Genomic DNA, 25,970 nt, shown 5'->3' on the forward strand with positions numbered 1-25,970 from the left:
GCCCTACGGCGGCGTTAAGACCGCGTAAACGCTGCGCGGAGTGCGGGTGCGGGAACCGCAGCGGAGGGCGGGCAAATTTTCCTCCGCTTTGCCGACATGTGCCCCCAGCGACACCACCTGCCCACGGAGTGGGCACCCGTGGGGGCCCGGGGGGTGTCTGCCTAGGGGGTGTCTTGTCGATCGGGCCGGATCAGGGAGCGGCGGTGGGCGCCGTGGATCGCAAGGCGGACGAGGGAGGCGACGCGGAGTGTCGGCGACCGAGGACAACGCGGCGAGGCGCGGTGCTCGCCGCCGCGAGCCCGGCATGATCGGCGAGACACCCCCTAGGTCCTCGCGGCGGACCGGCCGTCCGTACGCGACGCCAGCAGCAGGGCGATGTCGTCCGGCCGGTCCGCGGAGTCCCCGGCCGCGCCGACCAGCCGGTCGGCCATCTCGGTCAGCGGGGACGGCCGGGCCTGGGCCAGCGCCGCCCGCAGCCTCTCCACCCCGAGGTCGATGTCCTTGCCCGCCTCCTCCACCAGCCCGTCGGTGTAGAGGGCGAGCACCGCGCCCGCCGCCAGCCGCAGCTCCGTCACCGGGTACGTCGCGCCGGCGTCGATGCCGAGCACCACGCCGCCCGGCAGGTCCAGCACCTCGGCCCGCCCGTCCGCGTGCCGCAGCAGCGGCTGCGGGTGCCCGGCCCGGACGGCGCGCGCCCGGCCCGACTCCGGATCGAGCAGCACGTAGCAGCAGCTGGCGAACTGGCCCGGGTCCAGCCCGATCAGCAGCCGGTTGGTGCCCGACACCACCTGCTCCGGCGGACTGCCGCCGAGCGTGAAGGCCCGTACCGCACTGCGCAGTTGGCCCATCGTGGCGGCGGCCGCCACCCCGTGGCCCTGCACGTCCCCGATCACCAGCGCCAGCAGGCCCTCGCCCGTCTCGATCACGTCGTACCAGTCGCCGCCCACGTCCATGCCCTGGGTGCCCGGCAGGTACCGGCCCACCGTCTCCACGTTCTCGCGCACCGGCAGCCGGTGCGGCAGCAGCGCCGCCTGCAGTCCGCGGGCCAGCGCCGCCTCGGTGTCGTAGCGCTGCGCCCGCTCGAGGGCCTGCGCGATCAGTCCGGCCAGCGCGGTCAGCACCGTGCGCTCCTCCGGGCTGAAGCCGCGCGGGGAGTCGAAGCCGAGGATGCAGGAGCCCACCGGCCGCCCCGAGGCGATCAGGGGGAGGAAGGCGCGGGCCCCGACGTGGGCGTCGAGCGGGATCCCCGGATAGGCGTTGGCCAGGTGCTCCATCGACTCGAAGAACATCGGCCGGCCCGTGGTCAGCGTCTCCACGCCCGGCAGCCGCACGTCCAGCGCCACCCCGTCGAACCGGTCCAGGAAGCCCTGCGGGAAGCCCGTCTCCCACGCCAGGTGCAGATGCCGTTCGTTGAGCAGGTAGATCGCCAGCTGGCGGCCGCCGAAGGCGGGCAGCAGCTCCTGCGTGACCACCGCCGAGACCTGGCGGGCCGTGACCGCCTCCGTCAGCGCGATCGCCAGGGCCACCGGCCGGTACAGCGCCGAGGCCCGGTCGGCCGGCGAACCCAGGCCCGCGCCCGGGCGGACCACCGACCCCGGGGTGTAGCCGGGCGGCTCGGCCGAGTCGACCGTCACGGTCACCCCGTCCGCACCCGGGTACAGGTCCACCGTCACCCAGCCCGCGTCCGGCTGCCGGCCCCGCCGGGCCGGGAAGCGCACCGGCTCCCCGGACATGAACGCCCCGCGGAAGTGGTCCTCGTACGCCGGCTGCCCGAGCCACGGCACCGCCTGCCACAGCACCCGCCCGCGCAGCTCCGCCGCGCCCAGGCCCAGCAGCCCGGCGGCGGCGCGGTTGACGTAGCGGATCCTGCCCTCGCGGTCCACGGAGAGCACGGCGAGGGCGAGCCGCTCCACGGCCTCGCGGGCTCCCTGCGCGGTGTCCGGCGGCGGGACGCCCACCGGATCGCCCGCCCAGAGCACCGGTTCCCCGGCCGTGGTGAGCGCGGCGAGCCCCTCGGCCAGCGCGTCGGCGGCGTTGCGCAGCCGCTCCCGGTCGGCCGCGTCCACCGGGGCGCCGGGGGTGGCGGGGCGCAGCACGAAGAGCACCCCGAACCGCTGCGTGCCGGACATGACGGGCTCGTACAGCGATCCGAAGGGGAACGGCAGCCCGGCCATCAGCTGCGGGAAGCGCCGCATGGACGCCTCCGCGTCGGGCAGGTGGACCGACTGTCCGGAGCGGTAGGCCTCGGCGACCGGATAAGGGCGGTTCACGTGCATCCGCCACCACGGACGGAACAGCCGCCCGGGCAGCCCGGTCACCACCGCCAGCAGCAACTGGCCCTCGGCTCCGGAGCGCAGGTATACACCGCCCGCAAACCCGCCGACGGCCTGCACCGCATCGACGCAGGTCCGCGCGAGCACCCGTACCGTGGCGTCGGTGGCGGGGCCGCTGTCCGGTCTCGCCGTCACACAGTCAGCATGCCCCTCCGACGCCCGACGCTGCATCCCGGCGCCGGTACCCGGCCACCACCGCGAGCGCCGCCAGCAGCAGGACCGAGGCGACCGTGCGCAGCGCGGTCCCCATCGCGTCCGTGAAGGCGCCGATCTGCGCCGGATCGTGCGGATCGCCGTGGAAGCGGGAAGCCAGCACCGTGCCGACCACCGCCACCCCCAGCGCGGCGCCGATCTCCCGGGCCGCGGTGTTGAGCCCGGAGCCCAGCCCGGCCTGGTGCGCGGGCAGCTCGGCGACCACGGTCAGGGTCAGCGAGGGCGCGCACAGGCCGGTCCCGACCGACAGCACCAGCAGGTGGCAGGCGTACAGGGCGTACGGGGTGCCCGCGTCGGCGGTGGACACCAGCAGCAGCCCGGCCCCGATCAGCCCCAGGCCGGCGCCGACCGGCAGCCGCGGCCCCGTCCGCTCCGCCAGGCGTGCGCCCAGCTTCGGCACGACCGCCATGCCGATGGTCAGCGGGACGATCGCCAGACCGGTGAGGGCGGGCGAGAAGCCCTTCGCGTACTGGAGGTACTGGGCGTTGACGAAGAAGAGGGAGAAGAGCCCGAAGAAGGCGGCGCCGATGCCGAGCGAGCCGGCGCGCAGCTTGGGCGAGGTGAAGATCCGCGGGTCCAGCAGCGGGTGCGCGGCGCGCAGCGCGTGGCCGGTGAAGGCCGCGAGCAGCAGGGCGCCGGTCCCGAAGGCGATCAGCACCGCCGCGGAGGTCCAGCCGTACGAGGGCCCCTCGATGATCCCGTAGACGACCGCGAGCAGCGCCCCGGCCAGCAGTATCGCGCCCAGGGGGTCGACGGAGGCGTCGGACCGGGCCGGAGTGCGGGGGACCGTGCGGGCCGCGACGAGCGCGAGCAGCGCGCCGAGCGGGACGACCGCCCAGAACAGGGCCCGCCAGGTCAGGTACTCCCCGGCCAGGCCGCCCCCGACGTTGCCCGCCAGGCCCCCGAGGCCGGCGGACAGCGTCCAGGTCGCCAGCGCCTGGCCGCGCCGCTCGGGCGGGCTCAGGTGGATCAGTACGGACATGGTGGCGGGCATGATCAGGGCCGCGCCGGCCCCGCACAGCCCGCGCCCGGCGATGAGCACCGCGGGGGCCGCGGCGAGCGCGCTGATCGCGCCGCCCGCGGCGAAGAGTCCGAGGCCGGCCAGCAGGGCGCCCTTGCGGCCGTACCGGTCGCCGAGGGCCCCGGCCGGGATCAGCAGCGCGGCGAAGACGATGACGTAGGCGTCGACGGCCCACACCAGCTGGCCGGGCGTGGGCCGCAGGGTGGAGGCGGCGAGCTGCGGGATCAGCAGGTTGACGGCGGCGACCATGGCCTGCGCGACGAGTACGCAGGCGCACAGGACGAGCAGCACGGGCCGGGTGAGGGCGGCGGGCGCCGGGGCGGACGGGACGGGCGGGACGGGCAGGGCGGAAGGGGCGGGCGAGACGGGCGCGACGGGCGGGACGGACGGGACGGCGTCGGGGTCTTCGGGATCCCGCTTGCGGGCATGGCGGAGCACGGCTCCTCCTCGGAGTCGGTCACGGTGAACGGTGAGGGAGGGGGGAGCGCGATCGGCTTCATCCCCCGTGTCCCACCGTAGAGTTGGGGTGACCTGCTTTCCAGTGCAAGTTCTGCAAGGGATGAATGCGTGTGACGCAATCCGGCCTGGACCTCAATCTCCTCGTCGCCCTCGACGTCCTCCTGGAGGAGTCGAGCGTGTCCCGCGCGGCCGCCCGCCTGCACCTCTCCGAGCCCGCCATGAGCCGCACCCTCGGCCGGATCCGCAAGGCCCTCGGCGACCCCGTGCTGGTGCGCGCCGGGCGGACCATGGTCCCCACCCCGCACGCCCTCGCCGTCCACGGCGAGGTCCGGGCCGTCGTGGAACGGGCCCGGGCCCTTTTCCTGAGCGGCGGACAGGTCGACCTGCCCACCCTCACCCGCACCTTCACCGTGCTGGCCCACGACGCCTTCGCCGCCACCTTCGGGGCCACGCTCTTCTCCCGGGTGGCCCGCGAGGCCCCCGGCGTACGGCTGCGGTTCCTGTCGGAGAGCCACGTGGACACCCCGGCGCTGCGCGAGGGCGTCGCCGACCTCGAACTCGGCGTCGTGGACGCCGGATCCCCCGAGGTGCGCGTCGAGCGCCTCTTCGACGAGCGCATGATGGGCGTCGCCCGGGCCGGCCACCCGCTGCTGCGGGGCCGGATGACCGCGCACCGGTTCGCGGCCGCCGAGCACCTCATCGTCTCCCGGCGCGGCCGGCTGGAGGGCCCCGTGGACGCCGCCCTCGCCCGGCAGGGCCTGTCCCGGAGGGTGGTGGGCAGCGTCGGCTCCTACCCCGCCTCCCTGTTCCTGCTGCGCGAGAGCGACCTCGTCGGCCTGATCGCCACCCAGGCGGTGCCGCTCGCCGCCGAGCTGGGGCTGGAGGCCTTCGAGGTGCCGCTCGACCTGCCGACGCTGCCCTTCGGCATCGCCTGGCACCCGCGCCACGACGCCGACCCCGCGCACGCCTGGCTGCGGGGCTGCGCCCGCGAACTGCTTCCTGCGGTCGCCGGGCACCCCGTACGCCGTACGCACTGACCCGAACGCCTCCCCCGTCCGGGGGACGGGCCGCCGCGCCCGGCCCCGGCGGCCGCGCTCCGGGGCACGATACGCACGCGTCCCACCCCGCCACGGAAGGCAGAGCATGCGGTTCCAGTACGACACCATCGGCGAGCGCTTCGTGGAGTCGAAGACCACGGCGGCCTTCTCCGCGGCCGACACCCACACCCTGCTCGGGGCGCTCGACGCGCTCGGCGGCGTACGCGGGCTCGACACCCTCGACCTGGCCTGCGGATACGGCTACAACACGCGGCTGCTGGCCCGCGGCGGGGCCCGGCGGGCCGTGGGCGTGGACATCTCGGAGGAGATGATCCGGCTGGCCCGTGCGCACGGGGTGATCGGCGGGAACGGCGTGGGCGCGCTGGAGGCCGCGGTGGGCGCCGTACGTCCGGCGGGCGGGGCGGCGCGGCCCGGAGCGGACGCGTACACCCGCGGGGCCGCCGGGGCGGACCCGATCGCGGCCGCGTCCACCGGGACGGCGCCCACGGAGGGGGCGTCCTTCGAATCGGCCGAGTCGGCGTGCAGCGAAACGGGGTCCATCGCAGCGGCGGCGATCGAAACGGCCTCCATTGAAACGGCGTCCATCGAGTACCTGGTCGCCGACGCGGCCAAGCTGCCGCAGATGGGCCCCTTCGACCTGGCCACCGCCGTGTACCTGTTCAACCACGCCACCGACCGGTCCGCACTGCACGCCATGTTCCGCTCGATCCGCGCCAACCTGCGCGACGGCGGCCGGCTGCTGGCCATCGTGCCGAACGCCGGCGCGTTCCCGCACGTCGACTGGTCGCCGTACGGGGTCCGGATCGTCGACCGCGTACAGGAAGGCGACGCGCCGCTGCTGAAGGCGCAGTTCCTGACCCAGCCCCCGGCCGACTTCGAGTTCCGCGAGTGGGCGCACGCCGACTTCGCCGAGGCCGCCGTCGAGGCGGGCTTCTCCACGGTCGGCTGGCAGCCGAACCGGACCCCGCCCCCCGACGGTGCGCGCGACGAGGCGTACTGGACCGCCTACCGCGCCTGGCCGATCAGCTCGCTGATGACCTGCACGGCATGACGGCCCGCACCCCGGCCCGCATCCCGGCCCGACGGCTCGTCGTCACTCGTCGGCGGCGGACCTGATCAGCTCCACTATCCGGTCCCGGGCCGCCCGGCCCTCCGGCACCGGCAGCAGCGGATATCCGTGCGGCAGTCCCGGCTCCTCGTGGAACTCCACCTCGACCCCGTCCGCGCGGGCCCGGCGGAGCAGCTCCCGGCTGTCCGTGGTCAGCACGTCGTGGGTGCCGGTGAACACCGTCAGCGGCGCCAGCCCCGCGAAGGAGCCGTGCAGGGGGCTCACCCGCGGGTCGTCGGTGGCCAGGGTGCCCGCGTACAGCCGGCCGGCCTCCAGCAGCCCCGGCCGGGCATGGAGCGGGTCGGCCGCCTCGATCGCCGCCTGGTCGGGGTGGCTCATGGTCAGGTCCAGCCAGGGCGAGATCAGCACGATCCTCGAGGGCTGGTCCCCGGTGCGGTCGCGCAGCCGCTGGGCGGCGGCCAGGGCCAGGCCGGCTCCCGCGGCGTCCCCGACGAGCACCGTGCCGCCCGCCCCGCCGCTCGCGATGAGCCCGCTGAGCAGGTCGGCGGCCACCGGAACCGTCCGGTCGGCGGTGCCGCGCGGGGCCAGGATGTACGCCGGTACGACGACGCGGGCCCGCGCCTCCGTGACCAGGGTCCGGATCATCGACCAGTGCGGCCGGACCAGCTCGTTGATGTACCCGCCGCCGTGCACGTACAGCACCTGGGCCGCGGGCTCGATCCCGCGCGGCGAGGCGTCGTACACCGGCCAGGCACCGACGAAGGTGCGGGAGACGTCGGCGACCCGGCCCAGTGAGCGCGGCGGCAAGTGCGACGCCGGCCGGCGGGCCGTCTCCGCCACCCGTGCCCGTACCGCCTCGGCACTCGCGAACCGTCTTCGCCGCCCCGCCGCGATCAGCGCGACCGACAGCGCCCTGCTGCGCAGACTCGGCACGCCCCTCACCTCCCCATTCCCTGCCCCGGCCGCGGGCCCCTGCCCAGGCCACAGCCCTTCACGTGAGGAGCATAGGCGTGAAGCTGGGCTGTCGACCCGCTTAAGAAATCCTCGATGGACTGATCACCTCCGCGCTCGGCAGATTGGTGCCTGTCGATACGTCGCACCCGCACCAGTGGTTGCAACGCCCCCTCCGCATGCCTGGAGCCACCCCCCATGAAGGCACTCGTCAAGCACAAGGCCGAGCCCGGGCTGTGGCTCATGGACGTCCCCGAGCCCGAGTACGGCCCCGGCGACGTGCTGATCAAGGTGCTGCGCACCGGCATCTGCGGCACGGACCTGCACATCCGCTCCTGGGACGGCTGGGCGCAGGGCGCGGTCAAGACCCCGCTGGTGCTCGGCCACGAGTTCGTGGGCGAGGTCGCCGCGCTCGGCGCTGACGTCCGGGACATCGAGATCGGCGCGCTGGTCAGCGGCGAGGGCCACCTGGTCTGCGGCAAGTGCCGCAACTGCCTGGCCGGGCGACGCCACCTGTGCCGCAGCACGGTCGGCCTCGGCGTCGGGCGAGACGGCGCCTTCGCCGAGTACGTCGTCCTGCCCGCCCAGAACGTGTGGGTGCACCGGACCGCCGTGGACCTGGACGTGGCGGCGATCTTCGACCCGTTCGGCAACGCCGTGCACACGGCGCTGTCGTTCCCGCTGGTCGGCGAGGACGTACTGATCACGGGCGCGGGCCCGATCGGGATCATGGCGGCGGCGGTGGCCAAGCACGCCGGTGCGCGCAACGTCGTCATCACCGACGTCAGCCCCGAGCGGCTGGAGATCGCCCGCAAGGCCGGCGCCACGCTCGCGCTCGACGTCTCGAAGGCGACGATCGCCGACGCGCAGGCGCAGCTGGGCCTGCGCGAGGGCTTCGACATCGGCCTGGAGATGTCCGGCCGCGGCGAGGCGATGCGCGACATGATCGACAACATGACGCACGGCGGCCGGATCGCCATGCTGGGCCTGCCGGCGCAGGAGTTCCCGGTGGACTGGGCGAAGGTCGTCACCTCGATGATCACGATCAAGGGCATCTACGGCCGCGAGATGTTCGAGACCTGGTACGCGATGACGGTGCTGCTGGAGGGCGGGCTCGACCTCAGCCCGGTCATCACCGGCCGCTACTCGCACCGGGACTTCGACGCCGCGTTCGACGAGGCGGCCACCGCACGCAGCGGCAAGATCATCCTGGACTGGACGGCCTGACCGCCGCCGGGGACACGGAAGGGGAGGGCGGGCACCGCCCCGCACCCTTCCCCGTCCCCGACCCGTCCCACCGAACCATCTCCCTCCGGCCGGGCCCCGCCCACCCTCCCCCCTCCGCGGGGCCCGGCCCCCTTCGTCCGCCGCACAAGGAGAAGCCGAAGCCCATGTTCGAGTCCGTACGCGAAGACCTCCGCACCACCCTCGACGAGATCCGCGCCGCGGGCCTGCACAAGCCCGAGCGCGTCATCGGCACCCCGCAGAACGCCGCTGTGGCGGTCACCGCGGGCGGCGCCCCCGGCGAGGTCCTCAACTTCTGCGCCAACAACTACCTGGGCCTGGCCGACCACCCCGAGGTGGTCGCCGCGGCGAAGGACGCGCTGGACCGCTGGGGCTACGGCATGGCCTCCGTCCGCTTCATCTGCGGTACGCAGGAGGTGCACAAGGAACTCGAGGCGCGGCTGTCCTCGTTCCTCGGCCAGGAGGACACGATCCTCTACTCCTCCTGCTTCGATGCCAACGGCGGCGTCTTCGAGACCCTGCTCGGCGCCGAGGACGCGGTGATCTCCGACGCCCTCAACCACGCCTCGATCATCGACGGCATCCGCCTCTCCAAGGCCCGCCGCTTCCGGTACGCCAACCGCGACATGACCGAGCTCGAAGCCCGCCTGAAGGAGGCGACCGAGGGCGGCGCGCGGCGCAAGCTGATCGTCACCGACGGCGTCTTCTCGATGGACGGGTACGTCGCCCCCCTCGCCGAGATCTGCGACCTGGCCGAGCGCTACGACGCCATGGTCATGGTCGACGACTCGCACGCGGTGGGCTTCGTCGGCCCCGGCGGCCGCGGTACGCCGGAACTGCACGGGGTCATGGACCGCGTCGACATCATCACCGGCACCCTCGGCAAGGCCCTGGGCGGCGCCTCCGGCGGCTACGTCGCGGCCCGCGCCGAGATCGTCGAGCTGCTGCGCCAGCGCTCGCGCCCCTACCTCTTCTCGAACTCCCTCGCCCCGGTCATCGCCGCCGCCTCCCTGAAGGTCCTGGACCTGCTGGAGTCCGCGGGCGACCTGCGCGAGCGCCTCGCGGCCAACACCGCGCTCTTCCGCACGAAGATGACCGAGGCCGGTTTCGAGATCCTCCCCGGCGACCACGCGATCGCCCCGGTGATGATCGGCGACGCGGCGGAGGCGGCCAAGATGGCGGAGCTGCTGCTGGAGCGCGGCGTGTACGTCATCGGCTTCTCCTACCCGGTGGTCCCGATGGGCGCGGCCCGCATCCGGGTCCAGCTCTCGGCGGCCCACTCCACGGCGGACGTGGAACGCGCGGTGGCGGCCTTCGCGGACGCGCGTGCCGCCCTGGCGGCCACGCAGGCCTGAGGCAGCCCGGGCCGGGGCGGCCCGGGCGGGCCGCTCCACCTGCGAGAATGGTGGGGTGATCGACCCCCGCCGGCTGCGCATTCTGCGGGCCGTGGCGGACCACCGTACGGTGACCGCCGCGGCCGCAGCCCTGTACCTCACCCCCTCCGCCGTCTCCCAGCAGCTCGCGGCGCTGGAACAGGAGACCGGGCACGCGCTGCTGACCCGCAGCGGTCGCGGCGTACGGCTGACGGCGGCCGGCGAGATCCTGCTCGTCCACGCCCACGAGGTCCTCGCCCAGCTGGAGCGCGCCGAGGCCGAGCTGGCGGCCTACGCGGGAGGCACGGCGGGCGAGGTGACCGTGGCCGCCTTCGCGACCGGCATCGCCGAGGTCCTCGCCCCCGCGATCGCCCGCCTGGCCCGCGAGCACCCGGGCATCCGCCTGCGCGTACGGGACGCGGAAGGCGATCAGAGCCTGCCGCTGCTGCTCGACGGCGAGGCCGACCTCGCGCTGGCGGTGGAGTACCGCGGCGCCCCCGGCGCCGACGACGGCCGCCTCTCGGTGCTGCCGCTGTACGCGGAGCCCTTCGACGCGGTGCTGCCCTCGGGACACCCCCTGGCCGACCTCCCCGAGGTTCCGCTGGCGGACCTCTCCGACGCGGACTGGGTGGGCCAGTACCCCGGGAACCCGTGCCACGACGTGACCCTGCTCGCCTGCGAACTGGCGGGCTTCCAGCCCCGGTTCGTGCACTCCTCGGACGATTTCCGCGCCGTGACGGCCCTGGTGGGTGCCGGGGCCGGGGTGGCGCTGGTCCCGCGCTCGGCGCTGCGCGGCATGGACCTCAAGGAGGTCCAGGTCCGCCCGGTGTCGGGATCGACGCCCACCCGGAGGGTCTTCGCGGCGACCCGCCGAGGGGCGGGGTCCCACCCCCTGATCGCCCCGATCCTGGCCGCCCTGTCACGGGAGGCGGAACGCCTGCCGACGCACTGAGGGGCCGGTGGGGCGGTGGGCCGGCTGGGCCGGGGCGGGTCGTCAGACCCTCCGTACCTCCACCCCCGCGGCCTCGAACTGCGCCGCCACCCGGTCCGGAAGGGCCGTGTCCGTCACCAGGACGTCCACCGAACGCGTCGGGCAGATGCGGGCGAACGCGCGGACCGCGAGCTTGCTGGAGTCCGCCGCGATCACCACTCGTCGGGCCCGCTCGCACAGGAGGCGGTTCATCGCCGCCTCGTCCTCGTGGCGGGTCGCCGCGCCGTCGGCGGGGTCGAAGGCGTCCACGCCGACCACCGCCGTGTCCATCGTCAGCTGGCCCAGCACCTGCTGGGCCAGCGGGCCCGTCAGCTCGTACGACTGGGGGCGGGCGACCCCGCCCGTCAGGACGATCTTGAACTGCGGTCTGATGACGAGCTCGCCCGCGATGTTGAGTGCGTTGGTCACCACCGTCAGCGCCGGCGAGCCCGTCGCCAGGTCCGGGCGGCCGGCCAGGGCGCGGGCCACCTCCGTGGTCGTCGTGCCGCCCGTCAGGCCGATCACCTCGCCCGGGGCGATCAGCTCCGCCACCGCCTCGCTGATCCGGTGCTTCTCGGCGGCGCGGCGCGACGTGCGGTAGCGCAGCGGGAGTTCGTAGCTGACGCCGTGCACCACCGCCCCGCCCCGCGTGCGGACCAGCAGCTGCTGTTCGGCCAGCTGGTCGAGATCGCGGCGGATGGTCGCGGCGGACACCCCCAGGGCCTCCGCCGCCGGCTCGACCTCCAGCTCGCCCCGCTCCACCAGCTGGTCCAGCAGCGCCTGCCAGCGCTCCTTGCGGGTCATGGACCCCACGGTGATCGACCCCCTCGGGTGTGCTCCAACGGCCTACGCGTCGACATTAACTCAGGAGATCAACCCCTCTGGGTGCTTGAAGTTGCGTGAAATGGGCCGCTACCTTGCAGGAAACTGCACCCACCACGCCAGGGAGCCGGCATGAGCCACGTCGCGTACGAGTTGGGCACGCAGCCCGAGTGCTGGGAGCGGGCCGCCGAACTGGCCCCGTCCCAGCGGGCGTTGCTGCCGCGGCCGGGGGAGCGTACCGCGTTCGTCGGGTGCGGGACCTCGTACTACATGGCCCAGGCGGCCGCCGCCCTGCGCGAGGAGATGGGCCAGGGCGAGAGCGACGCCTTCCCCGCCTCCGAGTTCCCCCTGCACCGCCGCTACGACCGGGTCGTCGCGCTCACCCGGTCCGGCACCACCACCGAGGTGCTCGACCTGCTGGCCGGACTGCGGGACACCGGAGCGCGGACCACCGCCGTCATCGGGGACCCGGCGACCCCGGCGATGACCCTCGCCGACGAGCTCGTCGTACTCGACTTCGCCGACGAGCAGTCCGTCGTCCAGACCCGCTTCGCCACCACCGCCCTGACCCTGCTGCGCGCGCACTTCGGTCTGCACACCCCGGCCGCCGTCGCGGACGCCCGGACCGCGCTCGCCGAGCCGCTGCCCGAACTCGCGGCGAGCCGGGGCCAGTTCACCTTCCTCGGCCGCGGCTGGAGCGTGGGCCTCGCGCACGAGGCGGCGCTGAAGATGCGCGAGGCCTCCCTCTCCTGGGCCGAGTCGTATCCGGCGATGGAGTACCGGCACGGGCCGATCAGCGTCACCGGGCCCGGCACCCTCACCTGGTCGCTCGGCGAGGCGCCCGCGGGGCTCGCCGAGCAGGTGCGGGCCACCGGCGGCCAGTGGGTGCCCGCCCGCCTCGACCCGCTCGCCGAGCTGGTACGGGTCCACCGGCTGGCGATCGCGGTGGCGGCCCACCAGGGCCTCGATCCGGACCAGCCGCGGAACCTGACCCGCTCGGTGATCCTCACCGCCGGTGAGGAGGCCGTCCGATGAGCCTGGTCTCCGCCGGGAGGCTCGTCCTCGACGCGGCCGCCGCGGGCCGCGCCGTCGCCGCGTTCAACATCATCACGCTGGAGCACGCCGAGGCCGTCGTCGCCGGGGCGGAGCGGGTGGGCCTGCCGGTCATCCTCCAGCTGAGCGAGAACGCCGTGAAATTCCGCGGCGGGCAGCTGCTGCCGATCTCGCGCGCCGCCGCCGCGTGCGCGCAGGCCGCCGGGGTCCCGGTCGGCCTGCACCTGGACCACGTCAAGAGCCCCGACCTGCTCCGGCAGGCCGCGGACGCCGGGTTCAGCTCGGTGATGTACGACGCGGCGCAGCTCCCGTACGCGGAGAACCTGGAGGCCACGCGCTCCGCGGCCGACTGGGCGCACGCCAACGGGCTGTGGATCGAGGCCGAGCTGGGCGAGGTGGGCGGGAAGAACGGCGCCGCCCCGCTGGACCCGCACGCGCCGGGAGCCCGGACGGACCCGGACGAGGCCCGGCGGTTCGTGGCCGACTCGGGGGTCGACGCGCTGGCCGTGGCGGTCGGCAGCAGCCACGCGATGACCAGCCGTACCGCCGAGCTGGACCACGCGCTGCTGGCGCGGCTGGCCAAGACCGTGGACGTGCCGCTGGTGCTGCACGGCTCCTCGGGGCTGCCGGACACGGAGCTCGCGGCGGCGGTGGCGGGCGGCATCCGCAAGGTCAACATCGGGACCGCGCTGAACCTGGCCATGACGGAGGCGATCCGCACCCACCTGACCTCGGCGGACCCCCGGCCCTACCTGACGGCGGCCCGTACGGCGATGACGGCGACCGCCGCGTCGATGATCACGGCGCTGAACTGACGGCGGGCCGCGGCGGCGCCGGCCGGGCCGGGTCTTCCGCGCGGGTCAGCGGGGGATGAGCCGGGCCTGGTGGCACGTGAGGACGTGCCAGCGGGCCCGGTCCGGTGTCGCGCCCCGGTCCAGGGAGCGACGGGCCTCGATCGCGGTGACGTGGCGGTCGGTGGACAGGCACAGGAGGACGAACAGGTCGCTGTGCCGGGGCTGGACGGTCTCCTCGTAGTACCACTCGGCCGTGACGGTCCGGCGGTCGGCCAGGAAGGGCCGCTGGAGGAAGTCCTGTACGTCCAGGGGGAAGTGCCCGAGCACCCCCTGGGCCTCCGGCGGGTCCAGGACCAGCCGCTCCACCCGCGCCGCCCCGGGCCGGCCGGGCGCGCCCGCTCCTGCACCCGCTCCTGCGCCCGCGCCGCCCGCCTGCGCCGGGCGCCCGTCGAAGGAACGGCTGGCCAGCGATCCGGGTTCCACCCGTACCCGCTCGCCCCGGTGCTCCGCCGCCGCGCCGTCCCGGTACACCGGCTGGACCCGGCACAGGCCGCGGTCCCCGAGCACCACCGCGAAGGGGGCGCCGTCGGAGTAGACCCGGGCCCACCAGACCAGGGACCGGCCGGCCTTCTCCAGCGTCCTCGCCCGGACCTCGTCCGGCAGCAGCTCCCACGCGCGCAGTCGGTCGGGGCTCTCGGGGTCGACGGGCAGCGCTCCCGGCTCGTGGATCTGGGTCACGCCCGCGGAGCCCCCGGCCGGGCCGGCGGGCAGCCGGTCGCCGGGCATCCGATCGCCGTGCGGCAGGTCGCCGGGCACCCGGTCGCCGGGCATCCGGTCCCGCCCGGCGGGCAGCCGGTCCTGACGGCCGGGCGTCCGGTCCCGGTGCTCCGGAGTCCGGTCCCGCCCGGCGAATTCCCGCTCCCAGGCCTTCTCGTCCACGTGTCCCCCCGGATCCTCGAACTCCCCTGCCCCGTAGGCCCATTGTGGGTCACGGGCCGATGCTCCGCCGCCGGTCTGCGGAAACGGCACCCCGCGGGTCCTTCCCCCTTGTTGGAACACGTTCTACTCTGTGCGCCGCCACCACAGCGACCGGCTGGACCGCGAGACACCCGGAGGGGCCGTGCACCTCGAATACACGCCTGAGCAGCAGCAGTTGCGCACCGAGCTGCGCGCCTACTTCGCCGAGCTGGTTCCGGAGGACGTCTACGCCCGCTACGAGGACCCCGCCGCCCAGAAGCGCTTCTACCGGGAGACCATCCGCAAGCTCGGCGCCGACGGCTGGCTCGGGGTCGGCTGGCCCAGGGAGTACGGCGGCCGCGGGATGTCGCCCATGGACCAGTTCATCTTCTTCGACGAGGCCGCGCAGGCCGTCGTACCGCTGCCGCTGATGGCGCTGAACACCGTCGGGCCGACCATCATGCAGTTCGGCACGGACGAGCAGAAGTCGTACTTCCTCCCGCGCATCCTCTCCGGCGAGATCGACTTCGCCATCGGCTACAGCGAGCCCGACGCCGGTACCGACCTCGCCGCCCTCAAGTGCAAGGCCGTACGGGAGGGCGACGAGGAGACCGGCACCTACGTGGTCAACGGGCAGAAGATCTGGACCACGAACGGGGACACCGCCGACTGGGTCTGGCTCGCCGTCCGCACCGACCCCGAAGCACCGGCACACAAGGGCATCACCATGCTCCTCGTGCCGACCGCGGACCCGGGCTACTCCTGCACCCTGATCAACACCCTCGCCTCGCACGACACCACCGCCAGCCACTACGAGAACATCCGCGTCCCCGCGAGCCGCCGGGTCGGCCAGGAGAACAAGGGCTGGCGTCTGATCACCAACCAGCTCAACCATGAGCGCGTCACGCTCGCCGCCCACGGCACCATGGCCATCCGGGCCCTGCACGACGTGCAGCGCTGGGCCGCCCGGACCAAGCTGGCCGACGGCCGCCGCGTCATCGACCTCACCTGGGTCCGCGGCCGCCTGGCCCGCACCCACGCCCGCCTCGACGCGATGAAGCTCCTCAACTGGCAGATGGTGGGCGCCGTCCAGGACGGCACCCTCACCCCCCAGGACGCCTCCGCCGTCAAGGTGTACGGCTCCGAGGCCCGCAGGGACGCGTACGCCTGGCTGATGGAGATCGTCGGCGCGGCCGGTTCCCTCAAGGACGGCTCCGCGGGCGCGGTCCTGCACGGCGAACTCGAGCGCGGCTACCGCAGCGCGGTCATCTTCACCTTCGGCGGCGGCAACAACGAGATCCAGCGCGAGATCATCTCCTGGATCGGCCTGGGCATGCCCCGAGTCCGCCGCTGAAGCGGTGTGACTCACAACGATAGTTGGCACATAACGACCGTTGTTGTCACCGGACGTGCGTGCGAACCTCTTGGAGCTGGGGCGGCAGCTTGGGCGGACCTGCCGCCTCCACCGGCGCCCTTGTGCAACCGGAATCCGAGCGAAACTCACGTGGTCAGTTCAGTAGCGGGGACACCTCCTGTCTGCTTTCTTGGTAGGTCCTGCATTGCGAGTGCGTGGAGGTCACCTTGGGCAATACCCGCAGACCCCGACCCGCCACCCGTAAATCCACGCTCCACCGGTTGAAGGCCGAAGATCATCCCGTGGAGCCGAGCGGGTTCGTGCGTGACAGGTACCTTGACGGCGCCGACTATGAGGTCCGGAACTTCACCCGTGAAGGCATCGAGGGATTGCTGATGACGGGAGGAGTCCCTCGCGAGCGCGCGGACTGGTGCGACACCGTCGAGTCCATCACCGGCCTCGACGTCAACGAACGGAATCGCGCTGCAGCCGGCCTGGTCATCATGCGTACGGCTCGTGGGGTCTATGCCTTGAGTTACGGGGTAGGGCACCACATGCTGGACCCCTACTACCGCGACGAGGAGTTCGGGCTGGAATTCGCAACCCGCTGCCTCGACGACGCCGGAGTCATCAAGGTCCGCAACCAGATCATGGACGGCCGGGGCAGGGTCGACGAGTACTCGGTCTCGCGCGGCGAACGCATCGACGATTTCGGCTTGGATCGCTTTGGCGCCGTCGTCCGCCGCATATGCGGCACCGTGAGTGGGCTGGCGCTGACCTCGCTGGAATCGGGCCGGATACGTCGCGTGCGCGTCGAATGCTCCCAGGCCACCATCAAACTCCCCCTTGCCACCAGCCTGGAGGATTTCCTCAGCGACCTGCGGACGATCGAGGACGTCTGTGCAAGGCCCGATCCACTACCCCAACTGAAGTTCGTCAGCAGGGTGCATGCCCTCAACAGCGGCAGCCGCAAGGCTGTCGAAGCCCAGAAGATCCTCGAGGGCCTCCTCGCGGACCCGGACAGTCCCCGCCTGACCACCGGAGTTCCCGACGCCTGTCAGGAAAGCCACAGCTCGGCCCAGGCGTTCCGCATCAGACGCGGAGCCCAAATGATCGAAACCAGCGAGCTCGAACTGAGGCACCTGCTTGCCTTCGTGAAGGACAAGCCGCAAGGCGAGCGGCTCAAGGCACTCGCTGACGTCCGGGTGACCATGTTCAGCGACGACGACTGCCAAACCCCTGCGGGTGTCGCCACCAATGGCAAGGAATGGCTGATAGCCGACGTACAGGCCAACCCCGACCGGCTGTTCTACGGCAACGGCAAATGGTTCGAAGTGGGGGCAGGCTTCATCGAAACCCTCGAAGAGGAGCTCACCAGCCTCTTCGCGGCACCGCGAACCGTCACATTGCCATGCTGGACGAGGGGACCGCTCAACTCAGACGGTCAAGATTCCCACGATGAAGATTGGTTCAACCATCTGGCAGCAGAACAGGACGGATACCTCCTCTTCGACAAGAAGAATGTCCGCACCGGCAAATTCAAGGGTGGGGGGTTGGAGATCTGCGACGTCTTGGGCCCTGACAGTCAGCTGATCTGCGTCAAGAAGGCCACCTCGAGTACCGCCCCCCTCAACCACCTCTTCGCCCAAGGCGTGGTCGCCGTGGAGACCTTGCGGAGCGATGCGGAGGTGCGAGCCAAGTTCCTCAAACAGGTCGCCGCCCACAACCCAAACCACCGCCTCATCCAGGACTTCGGCACGCTCCGCGTGGTCTTCGGCATCCTGCTGAAGGACGGCGAGGACATTGCCGTCGACTCGCTCTTCGCCTTCGCTCAGGTCTCGCTGCTACAAGCGGTGCGGAGGCTGCGTGCCATGAATGCGGACGTCGAGGTCATCGCCATCCGGCGCTGACCTCGCAGCTTGCTGATGGCGTCGCTGCGCTCCTCGTTGGTACGGGCTCTGCGCTGCATCGCCCCGGCACGGCGCCGTGGGTCGGACTTCACGCTTCGGCCGGTGCATCCAGTCGGCAGTGGACGCCGACGACGCCTTCGACGGAGTGGGTGAGGCGCTCGGCCAGTGGGATCAGGTTGCCATCGCGAACCGCGCCGGTCAGGGTGGCAATTCCTTGGGCCACGGTGACCTTGACGGCTTCCTGGGAGAGCGGGAAAAGGCGCTCGACGACGGTGCGGCGGATTTCGGTGGCGAGTTCTTCGTCGCTGCGGAGGAAGACCTTGAGGAGGTCTGCGCGGCTGACGATGCCCTTGAGGGTGCCGTCGGCGTCGACGACCGGGAGGCGCTTGACGTGGTGGTTGGCCATGAGGCGGGCGGCCTGAGGCAGGGTGGCATCGGGGCGGATCGTGACGGCCGGGGTGGTCATCAGGTTCTCGGCGCGGGTGGAGCCGGCCTTGGCGGTGTCGCCGAGGCGGCGCATCTGTTCGATCATGCCCGGGCGGTGCTCGTGGAACTCCTCCTTGGGCAGGAGGTCGGCTTCGGACACCACGCCGACGACGTGGCCCTCGCCCTCGATGACGGGGAGGGCGGTCACCTTCCACCGTTCCATCGCGGTGGCGATGTCCTTGAAGCCGGTCGAGGGGGAGACGGCGATGACCTCGGTGGTCATGACGTCGGCGACGGTGTACGGGGTGGAGGTCATGGCGGGGTCCTCAGCGTGCGTAGGCGAGCGGGGTGCCGCTGCCGTGAGGGGCGAACACGTCGAGGAGCCGGGTGCGGGCGGAGTCGAGCCGGTCGGCGATGACGGCGGCCACGGCGGTGGAGACGGACCGACCGACGGCCGAGTCCTCGTTGCACAGCTCCCGTACGGCTGCGGCGTCGAACTCCAGAGCGCGCACCTCGCGGGTCGCCGTGGCGCCGAGGTGCCAGGTGTAGGGGCGGAACATCCAGGACCAGCCGAGCAGCTCGCCGTACCCGAGGGTGTCGACGACCACGTTCTTGTGGCCGGGCACGTGGGTGTCGAGGTCGACGGTGCCGCACTGGATGATCCAGAACTTCTCGGCCCGCTGGTGTTCCTTGAAGATGCGGGTGCCGGCCGGGAGGGTCACCTGGTGGGAGTGGGCGAGCAAGGCTTCGCGGGCTTCCGGTGCCATCGCTTCGAGGATGCTGTGCATGGTGCTCATGGAGTGCCTCCAACCCTTCGCATCCACCCTGCTCGGTGGGCCACCGTGGCCGGGAGGGCCGCGCGGTGCACACCGCCGGGGCCGTCCGGCCCAGGTCAGCGGACCAGGACGGCCTCCCCGGACTTGGGTACGACGGCCGTCCAGCCCAGCTCGTCGTCGATCCGGTCGCGCAGGGTCTCGGAGGCGCTCTCCTCACCGTGTACGAGATAGGTGGTGTGCGGGGCCGGGGCGCCTCGCAGCCAGTCGATGATCTGGCCGGCGTCGGCGTGGGCGGAGAAGTGCGGGACGTCGGCGACCTCGGCGCGTACGGGGACGTACTCGCCGAACATCTTGAGCGTGCGGGCGCCGTCCACGAGGTCGCGCGAGCGGGTGCCGGCGGCTGCGAAGCCGACGATGACCACGGCGTTGCGGGGGTCCGGCAGGATCCGGTGGAGGTGGTGCAGGACCCGGCCGCCGGTGGCCATGCCGGCGGAGGAGACGATGATGGCCGGTCCGGTGGAGTTGTTGATGTCGATCGATTCCTGGACGGTCCGGGCGGCCTGGAAGGGCTCGGGGCTGATCGCCGCCTCGCCCTGGGCGAGGATCTCGGGGCGCAGCTCGGGCGAGTGGGCCCGTACGGCGTCGCGGTAGACGTCCAGCGCGGCCAGGGCCATGGGGCTGTCGACGTAGACGGGTACGTGGCGGGGCAGGGTGCCGTCGCTGCGCAGGGTGGCGAGTTCGTGCAGGACGACCTCGGTGCGGTCGATCGCGAAGGCGGGGATGACCACCGTCCCGCCGCGGGACAGGGCGCGGGTGATCACCGAGGCGAATTCCCGGCGGGCGCTCTCGTGGTCGTGGCGGCGGTTGCCGTACGTCGACTCCATCAGCAGGACGTCGGCGCCGGAGAACGGCTCGGGCGGCAGGAGGAGCGGGTGGCCGGGGCGGCCGAGGTCGCCGCTGACGGCGAGGGTGTGGCCGTCCTCCAGGGTCAGGTGCGCCCAGGCGGAGCCGAGGATGTGACCGCCGTGGTGCAGCATCAGCTTCGTGCCGGCCATGATCTCGATCTCGCTGCCCACCGGTACCGGGTCGAGGTACTTGATCGTGTGGTCGACGTCGTCATCGTCGTAGAGCGGCTTGGCGGGCCGGTGCTTGGACCAGCCGTGCTGGTTGGCGTGCTCGGCGGCCTCCATCTGCAGGCGGGCGCTGTCGCGGAGCACGATCTCGGCGAGGCGCGCGGTATTGGCGCTGGTCAGGATCGGTCCGCGGAAGCCGTGCCGCACCAGTCGCGGCAGGTACCCGCAGTGGTCCAGGTGGGCGTGGGTCACGACGACGGCGTGGATGTCGCAGGCGTCGCAGGGCAGCTTGTCCCAGTTGCGGCGCCGTAGGTCCGCGACACCCTGGAAGAGTCCGCAGTCGACGAGGATCCGGGCGTGGTCGCTCTCGACCAGGAACTTGCTGCCGGTGACCGTCCGTACACCGCCGAGGAACCTCAGCAGGGCCGGGCGGGCGGAAGCGGGGGACGGGGCTGACTGGGACATGGCGCCCTCCTTTCGGGACGGATGCCGGTCTCCACCGTCGCACCGCAGCGCCCGCTCCGCTGGGGACCGACCGGTCCCGGGTAGGGGCCGACCGGCCCAAGCGGGAGGGAGGGACCCGGGCACAGCCTGACGGTGACCCCTTCCCGCGCACACAGAGAGAAGGCCGCGCCATGAAGGCACTCGTCTTCCACGGGCCCGGACAGACCTCCTGGCAGGACGTCCCGGACCCCTCGATCAAGGACGCCGCCGACGCGATCATCCGGGTCGACGCCGTCACCATCTGCGGCACCGACCTGCACATCATCAAGGGCGACGTCCCCGAAGTCACTCCCGGACGCATCCTGGGCCACGAGGCCGTCGGGACCGTCGTCGAAACCGGCGGCGACGCCCGCAGCGTCCGTCCCGGCGACCGCGTTCTGATCTCGTGCATCTCCGCCTGCGGCCGCTGCCGCTTCTGCCGAGAGGGCCACTACGGACAGTGCCGCGGAGGCGGCGGCTGGGTCCTGGGCCACACCATCGACGGCACCCAGGCCGAATACGTACGCGTCCCCTTCGCCGACCTCTCCGTCCACCCCCTGCCCAGCGCCCTGGACAGCCACGACGCCGTACTGCTCGCCGACATCTTCCCCACCTCCTACGAGGTGGGCGTGCTCAACGGCAACGTCCGTCCCGGCGACACCGTCGTCGTGGTCGGCGCCGGACCCATCGGCCTGGCCGCCATCGCCACCGCACAGCTCTACAGCCCCGGACGGATCATCGCCGTCGACCTCGCCGCCTCCCGACTCGCGGCCGCACGCGGCCTCGGCGCCGATGCCACCGCAAGCGCGGACGAAGAGCCCGAGCGGCTGGTCGAGGACCTCACCGACGGACTTGGCGCGGACGTGGCCATCGAGGCAGTCGGCGTGCCCGAGGCCTTCGAGATGTGCACCCGCATGGTCCGCCCCGGCGGACACGTCGCCAACATCGGCGTCCACGGCAAGCCCGCCGTCCTCCACCTCGAAGACCTCTGGATCAAGGACGTCACCATCACCACCGGCCTCGTCGACACCCACTCCACCCCCATGCTGCTGCGCATGATGGCCGCCGGCCGCCTCCCCGGGGCCGCGATGGTCACCCACCGCTTCGAGCTGGACCAGATGGAAGAGGCGTACGACGTCTTCTCCAACGCCGGCGAAACCGGCGCCCTCAAGGTCGTGCTCGGCGGACCGCAGCACGACACGGTCGCCGTACCGCCCCAGGAGCAGTGAGCGCCGTGAAGAGCATGCCGAGCACCCACCCCCAGCAGTCCGGCGAGACGACCGGAGGCACCGACCTGGGCCGCCGCCTGGCGGCCCGCCGCGAAGCCCTCGGCCTGAGCCGCGACGAACTGGGCCGGCGGTGTGGCGCCGACGGGACGTACATCGCCTACCTGGAGGAGCACGCCGCCAGCCCTGCCATCGGCACCCTCGTACGGGTGGCCGACGCCCTCGGCCTCACCGTCGACGACCTGACCGGCGCCAGCGCCCACCACGTCGCCGGCCGAGCCACCGCCCGGCGCGACAGTGCGCTCGTAGCACTGGACAAGACCGAATGCCGGCGGCTGCTGAGCACGCACGGCGTGGGCCGCATCGCCATTTTCACCCCCGAAGGGCCTGCCGTCCTCCCCGTCAACTACCTGATCGCAGGATCCGACATCGCCTTCCGCACCTCCGCGGAGGCCGTCACCGCCAGAGCTGCCGGAACCGAGGTCGCCTTCGAGATCGACAACATCGACGACGTAACCGCCACCGGTTGGAGCGTGCTGGCGGTGGGTGAACTGGCAGCCGTCACCGACCCGGACGAGATCCACCACCTCAACACCACGGCCCGCTCCCAGCCCTGGGCCGGCGGCCCGCGCAGCCACTGGATGAAGCTCACCCCGGCTCGGATCACCGGCCGTCGCGTGGTGCACGACTCATGAACGAACTGCGCGCGGTCGTCTTCGACACCGACGGAGTGCTCCTGGCCACGGCGGACCGCCACGCGGCCGCCTGGAAGGAGACCTTCGACGACTGCCTCCCCGAGTGGCAGCCGTCGCACGCTGGAGCACGACCGCGCCCGTTCGACGCCGTCCGGGAGTACCGGGACCTGGTCGACGGCCGTTCCCGACTCGACGGTGTACGCGCCTTCCTCACCGCCCGCTACATCGACCTCCCGCCCGGGACGCCCGAGGATCCGCCCGGGTGCGCCACCGTCCACGCGGTCGCCGCCCGCAAGGAGGAGGTCTTCGCCGCGATGCTGCGGACTGACGGCGTCCGCACGTTTGGGGACGTGCGGCCCGCACTCCAGGAATTGCGACATCAGGCGATCCGGTGCGCAGCTGTCTCGGCTTCCCGGCACGCCCGCTCCCTCCTGGAATCCGCAGACCTCATCGGCTACTTCGACGCTCTGGTGGACGGCCAGGACGCGGCCGCACTCGCCCTTCCGGGCAAACCCGACCCTGCCCTCTTCCTCGAAGCTGCCGACCGTCTCGGCGTGACCCCCGCACACACGGCAGTGGTGGAGGACGCGCTCGCCGGCGTCGAGGCGGGACACCGAGGCGGTTTCCGATGGGTGGTGGGGCTTAACCGGGAAGGCGACCCGCGCATGACGGACGCCCTCGGTGCGCATGGCGCCGATCTCGTCCTCCCCGACCTCGCCGGGCTGTCCGTCGTACTGGTTGGCGGCCGTCCGTGACCACTGCCTGGCACTGGGAGTACCACCGCTACGACCCCAAGACCGAGCGGCTGGTCGAATCCCTGTGCACGCTGGGTAACGGCCGCTTCGCCACACGCGGTTCGGCCCCCGAAAGCGTCGCCGACGACATCCACTACCCGGGCACCTACCTCGCCGGCTGCTACGACCGGCTCGACTCCACCATCGGCGGACGAACGGTCTCCAACGAGGACATGGTCCGACTGCCGGACTGGACCGCCCTGCGGTACCGCTGCCTGCCCGAGGGCGCACCGCCCGGGGACTGGCTCACGCCGGACCACGCGTCCCTGCGCCACAGCAACGTGACGCTGGACCTGCGCGCCGGAACGCTCACCCGCCGCATGCTCTTCCACGATGCCGAAGGCCGCCGCCTGGGTGTCACGCACACCCGCCTGGTCCACATGGGCGACCCGTACCTGGCCGCGCAGAACACGGTGTTCAGAGCGTACGGCTGGAGCGGCCGGATCGAGATCGAGTCCGTACTCGACGGCGACGTCACGAACGCGGGAGTCGACCGCTACCGCGCCCTGGCCGGGCGGCATCTCGTCGAGCACCGGGCCGGGGTGGAGGCGGAAGGCACCGCTTGGCTGTCCTGCACCACGACCACCTCCCGGGTACGGATCGGGCTCGCGGTCCGGACATCGGCACGTCCTCTGGCACCGGTGGGCCGGGTCTGTACATCCACCACCGCCACACAGACCTTCGTCCTGCCGATCAAGCGGGCCGCCCCGGTCGTCCTGGTGAAGACCGCCGCCCTGTGCACCTCGCTCGACCGTCCCGCGGCCGATCCGCTGCGACGGAGCATCGACTGCGCCACGCACGCCCCGGACTTCCCCTCCCTGCTGACCTCCCACCGCGCAGCCTGGCAACGCCTCTGGAGCGACGGAGAGTTGAAGGTGCCCGGAGAGACCGGCAAGGTCCTCCGGCTGCACGCCTTCCACGTCCTGCAGACCCTCTCGCCGCACACCGCCGAGCTCGACGCCGGCGTCCCCGCCCGCGGCCTTCACGGCGAGGCGTACCGGGGCCACGTCTTCTGGGATGAGCTGTTCGTACTGCCCTACCTAGCCCTCCACCTCCCCGAGACCGCTCGCGCCCTGTTGATGTACCGGCACCGACGACTCCCCGCAGCTCGGGAGGCCGCTCGCCGGGCTGGGGCGAGGGGAGCCATGTTCCCCTGGCAGAGCGGTAGTTCCGGCACCGAGGAGACCCAGCGGCTGCACCTCAACCCGCGCTCCGACCGCTGGCTGCCGGACCACTCCCACCTCCAGCACCACGTGGGGTCGGCCGTGGCCTGGAACGTGTGGCAGTACGGGCAGGCCACCGGCGATGTCGGATTCATGCACGGTCCCGGCGCCGAACTCCTCCTGCACGTGGCCCGCTTCTGGGCGGACGCAGCGACGTGGGACACGGGCCTCGGCCGCTACCGGATCCGCGGCGTCGTCGGACCGGACGAATACCACGATGCCTACCCGGACGCCACTGGTCCCGGCATCGACGACAACGCTTACACCAACGTCACCGCCGCGTGGGTGCTGGCCCGCGCCCTCGACCTGTACGGGGAGCTTCCTGCCGCCCGACGCGCCGAGCTCCTCGCGCAACTCGGCGTCGGCCCCGACGTCCTCACCGTCTGGGAGGACGTCTCCCACCGCCTGTACGTGCCCTTCCATCGCGACGTGATCAGCCAGTTCCACGGCTACGGCGACCTCACCGAGCTCGACTGGGACGGCTACCGCGCCCGCTACCACGACATCCGCCGCCTGGACCGCATCCTGGAAGCCGAAGGCGACACGCCCAACCGCTACCAGGCGTCCAAGCAGGCCGACACCCTCATGCTCGGCTACCTCTTCCGCCCCGCGGAACTCGAACAACTCTTCAGTCGGCTCGGTCACCACCTCGACGACGGCCTCTGGCGCAGGACGGTGGACTACTACCTGCGGCGCACCTGCCACGGCTCCACGCTCAGCAGCCTCGTCCACGGCTGGATCCTCGCCCGGGAACAGGGCCCGGACGCCTGGCGCTACTGCCAGGAAGCCCTGCTCAGCGACATCACCGACGTCCAGGGCGGCACGACCGGTGAAGGGATCCACCTCGGAGCCATGGGCGGCACCCTCGACCTCGTCGAGCGCGGCATCGTCGGACTCGAGGCCCAGGGCGACGGCCTGCACATCGACCCCGTGCCCCTCTCCGAAGTGCCCGGCTCCTCGTTCTCGATCTCCTACCTGGGGCACCGGGACATCCGTATCCGGTTCCGGCCCGGCCGGCTCGGCATCAGCGTCCCCCCGTCGATCCTGGGCCCGGTGCCCTTGGTGCTGCCCGGAGACCGGCACGAACGCATTTCCGCAGGCCAGGAGCGGTGGTTCCGCCTCTCCAAGGGCTGACGCGGCGGCCACTCCCTGCTCGCGTGGCGGGGCGATCGTGATGCGCACACTGTGGATGTATCAGCCGTCGGAAGGATGAGCGGAATGGACAGGCAGCAGGAGGCTCCGCGGATCGTGGTGGGCGTCGACGGATCGCCCTCGTCCCAGGCCGCGCTGCGCTGGGCGGTCCGGTACGCAGGCCTGGTGAGCGGGCGAGTAGAGGTAGTCGCAGCGTGGGACCTGCCCGGTGCCGCTTCGTGGTCGGCCCCGGCGGTCGATGCCACGTTCGACGAGGAGGAGGCCGAGCGCCGGCTGGTCGAGGAGGTCCGCACGGTCCTCGGTGAGGACGGTGCCGCCTCCGTGCACCAGCGCCTGGTGCGCGGCAATCCGGTCGACGTCCTGGTCGAGGCGTCAGAGGGTGCGGACATGCTGGTCGTGGGCAGCCGTGGTCGAGGCGGCTTCAGCCGCGCCCTGCTCGGTTCGGTGAGCCACCAGATGGCGCTCCACGCGCCATGTCCGATCACCATCGTCCGAGCGGATGTGGACGTCGAACGTTGATCGGCGCTTTGGATCCGGCAT

22 protein-coding genes are annotated in these 25,970 nt (G+C 72.5%); 14 read left to right on the forward strand and 8 right to left on the reverse strand.

The window, feature by feature from the left end:
• Positions 1 to 323: 323 nt before the first annotated feature.
• A complete protein-coding gene (locus ACFYZS_RS34680) occupies positions 324 to 2,504 on the reverse strand; it encodes a SpoIIE family protein phosphatase (protein WP_389021653.1) in 2,181 nt (726 codons plus the stop codon).
• Positions 2,473 to 3,912, reverse strand: a complete 1,440-nt coding sequence (locus ACFYZS_RS34685; protein ID WP_389021854.1) for an MFS transporter — start codon at positions 3,910 to 3,912, stop codon at positions 2,473 to 2,475. The genes ACFYZS_RS34680 and ACFYZS_RS34685 overlap by 32 nt, the downstream gene beginning before the upstream one ends.
• A 218-nt stretch (positions 3,913 to 4,130) precedes the next feature.
• On the opposite strand from ACFYZS_RS34685, the gene ACFYZS_RS34690 reads away from it, so the two are divergent.
• Both ACFYZS_RS34690 and ACFYZS_RS34695 read left to right on the forward strand, forming a co-directional pair.
• Positions 4,131 to 5,063, forward strand: a complete 933-nt coding sequence (locus ACFYZS_RS34690; RefSeq protein WP_389021656.1) for a LysR family transcriptional regulator — start codon at positions 4,131 to 4,133, stop codon at positions 5,061 to 5,063.
• A gap of 106 nt (positions 5,064 to 5,169) precedes the next feature.
• Positions 5,170 to 6,135 (forward strand): methyltransferase domain-containing protein, encoded by a 966-nt coding sequence (locus tag ACFYZS_RS34695; RefSeq protein WP_389021659.1) that lies wholly within the window; start codon positions 5,170 to 5,172, stop codon positions 6,133 to 6,135.
• A gap of 42 nt (positions 6,136 to 6,177) precedes the next feature.
• Here ACFYZS_RS34695 and ACFYZS_RS34700 read toward each other — a convergent pair whose 3' ends face one another.
• Positions 6,178 to 7,086 (reverse strand): alpha/beta hydrolase fold domain-containing protein, encoded by a 909-nt coding sequence (locus ACFYZS_RS34700; RefSeq protein WP_389021662.1) that lies wholly within the window; start codon positions 7,084 to 7,086, stop codon positions 6,178 to 6,180.
• 216 nt (positions 7,087 to 7,302) lie between these two features.
• Between ACFYZS_RS34700 and tdh the strand changes: the two genes are divergently transcribed.
• The 3 genes from tdh to ACFYZS_RS34715 all read left to right on the forward strand — a co-directional run bounded on the left by tdh (position 7,303) and on the right by ACFYZS_RS34715 (position 10,674).
• Positions 7,303 to 8,331: an L-threonine 3-dehydrogenase gene (tdh, locus tag ACFYZS_RS34705; protein WP_352217266.1), complete on the forward strand. Its 1,029-nt coding sequence runs from the start codon at positions 7,303 to 7,305 to the stop codon at positions 8,329 to 8,331.
• A 164-nt stretch (positions 8,332 to 8,495) separates the two neighbouring features.
• Positions 8,496 to 9,704, forward strand: coding sequence for a glycine C-acetyltransferase (locus ACFYZS_RS34710; RefSeq protein WP_389021664.1), 1,209 nt, complete (start codon positions 8,496 to 8,498; stop codon positions 9,702 to 9,704).
• 55 nt (positions 9,705 to 9,759) lie between these two features.
• Positions 9,760 to 10,674, forward strand: a complete 915-nt coding sequence (locus tag ACFYZS_RS34715) for a LysR substrate-binding domain-containing protein (protein WP_389021667.1) — start codon at positions 9,760 to 9,762, stop codon at positions 10,672 to 10,674.
• Between the two features lie 42 nt (positions 10,675 to 10,716).
• Here ACFYZS_RS34715 and ACFYZS_RS34720 read toward each other — a convergent pair whose 3' ends face one another.
• A complete protein-coding gene (locus ACFYZS_RS34720) occupies positions 10,717 to 11,496 on the reverse strand; it encodes a DeoR/GlpR family DNA-binding transcription regulator (RefSeq protein ID WP_389021669.1) in 780 nt (259 codons plus the stop codon).
• A 150-nt stretch (positions 11,497 to 11,646) separates the two neighbouring features.
• Between ACFYZS_RS34720 and ACFYZS_RS34725 the strand changes: the two genes are divergently transcribed.
• Together ACFYZS_RS34725 and ACFYZS_RS34730 are read left to right on the forward strand one after the other, a co-directional pair.
• Positions 11,647 to 12,549, forward strand: coding sequence for an SIS domain-containing protein (locus ACFYZS_RS34725; protein WP_389021672.1), 903 nt, complete (start codon positions 11,647 to 11,649; stop codon positions 12,547 to 12,549).
• Positions 12,546 to 13,382: a ketose-bisphosphate aldolase gene (locus ACFYZS_RS34730; RefSeq protein ID WP_389021674.1), complete on the forward strand. Its 837-nt coding sequence runs from the start codon at positions 12,546 to 12,548 to the stop codon at positions 13,380 to 13,382. The genes ACFYZS_RS34725 and ACFYZS_RS34730 overlap by 4 nt, the downstream gene beginning before the upstream one ends.
• A gap of 45 nt (positions 13,383 to 13,427) precedes the next feature.
• On the opposite strand, the gene ACFYZS_RS34735 is transcribed toward ACFYZS_RS34730, so the two are convergent.
• Entirely contained in the window at positions 13,428 to 14,300 is an 873-nt protein-coding gene (locus ACFYZS_RS34735) for a hypothetical protein (protein ID WP_389021676.1), read from the reverse strand.
• A gap of 181 nt (positions 14,301 to 14,481) precedes the next feature.
• On the opposite strand from ACFYZS_RS34735, the gene ACFYZS_RS34740 reads away from it, so the two are divergent.
• Together ACFYZS_RS34740 and ACFYZS_RS34745 are read left to right on the forward strand one after the other, a co-directional pair.
• A complete protein-coding gene (locus tag ACFYZS_RS34740) occupies positions 14,482 to 15,672 on the forward strand; it encodes an acyl-CoA dehydrogenase family protein (protein ID WP_389021857.1) in 1,191 nt (396 codons plus the stop codon).
• 281 nt (positions 15,673 to 15,953) lie between these two features.
• A complete protein-coding gene (locus ACFYZS_RS34745) occupies positions 15,954 to 17,582 on the forward strand; it encodes a DUF6119 family protein (protein WP_389021679.1) in 1,629 nt (542 codons plus the stop codon).
• Positions 17,583 to 17,670: 88 nt separating this feature from the next.
• Here ACFYZS_RS34745 and ACFYZS_RS34750 read toward each other — a convergent pair whose 3' ends face one another.
• From ACFYZS_RS34750 to ACFYZS_RS34760, 3 genes are all read right to left on the reverse strand, one after another.
• Positions 17,671 to 18,324 (reverse strand): CBS domain-containing protein, encoded by a 654-nt coding sequence (locus ACFYZS_RS34750; RefSeq protein WP_389021682.1) that lies wholly within the window; start codon positions 18,322 to 18,324, stop codon positions 17,671 to 17,673.
• A gap of 10 nt (positions 18,325 to 18,334) precedes the next feature.
• Complete coding sequence (locus ACFYZS_RS34755; RefSeq protein ID WP_389021684.1) at positions 18,335 to 18,805, reverse strand: cyclic nucleotide-binding domain-containing protein; 471 nt, start codon at positions 18,803 to 18,805, stop codon at positions 18,335 to 18,337.
• 95 nt (positions 18,806 to 18,900) lie between these two features.
• Positions 18,901 to 20,322: an MBL fold metallo-hydrolase RNA specificity domain-containing protein gene (locus ACFYZS_RS34760; protein ID WP_389021687.1), complete on the reverse strand. Its 1,422-nt coding sequence runs from the start codon at positions 20,320 to 20,322 to the stop codon at positions 18,901 to 18,903.
• A 170-nt stretch (positions 20,323 to 20,492) separates the two neighbouring features.
• Here ACFYZS_RS34760 and ACFYZS_RS34765 point away from each other — a divergent pair, with 170 nt between their 5' ends.
• From ACFYZS_RS34765 to ACFYZS_RS34785, 5 genes are all read left to right on the forward strand, one after another.
• Positions 20,493 to 21,569 (forward strand): zinc-dependent alcohol dehydrogenase family protein, encoded by a 1,077-nt coding sequence (locus ACFYZS_RS34765; protein ID WP_389021690.1) that lies wholly within the window; start codon positions 20,493 to 20,495, stop codon positions 21,567 to 21,569.
• A complete protein-coding gene (locus ACFYZS_RS34770; RefSeq protein WP_389021692.1) occupies positions 21,566 to 22,261 on the forward strand; it encodes a helix-turn-helix domain-containing protein in 696 nt (231 codons plus the stop codon). Before ACFYZS_RS34765 ends, ACFYZS_RS34770 begins: the two co-directional genes overlap by 4 nt.
• Complete coding sequence (locus ACFYZS_RS34775) at positions 22,258 to 23,016, forward strand: HAD family hydrolase (protein ID WP_389021695.1); 759 nt, start codon at positions 22,258 to 22,260, stop codon at positions 23,014 to 23,016. The genes ACFYZS_RS34770 and ACFYZS_RS34775 overlap by 4 nt, the downstream gene beginning before the upstream one ends.
• Entirely contained in the window at positions 23,013 to 25,412 is a 2,400-nt protein-coding gene (locus ACFYZS_RS34780) for a glycoside hydrolase family 65 protein (protein ID WP_389021698.1), read from the forward strand. The genes ACFYZS_RS34775 and ACFYZS_RS34780 overlap by 4 nt, the downstream gene beginning before the upstream one ends.
• Positions 25,413 to 25,496: 84 nt before the next feature.
• The gene (locus ACFYZS_RS34785; RefSeq protein ID WP_389021700.1) at positions 25,497 to 25,949 is read left to right on the forward strand and encodes a universal stress protein; all 453 of its coding nucleotides are present in this window, start codon (positions 25,497 to 25,499) and stop codon (positions 25,947 to 25,949) included.
• The last annotated feature ends 21 nt before the right edge of the window (positions 25,950 to 25,970 follow it).

The sequence above is a fragment of the Streptomyces sp. NPDC001903 genome (assembly GCF_042891345.1).
Taxonomy (GTDB): Bacteria; Actinomycetota; Actinomycetes; order Streptomycetales; family Streptomycetaceae; genus Streptomyces.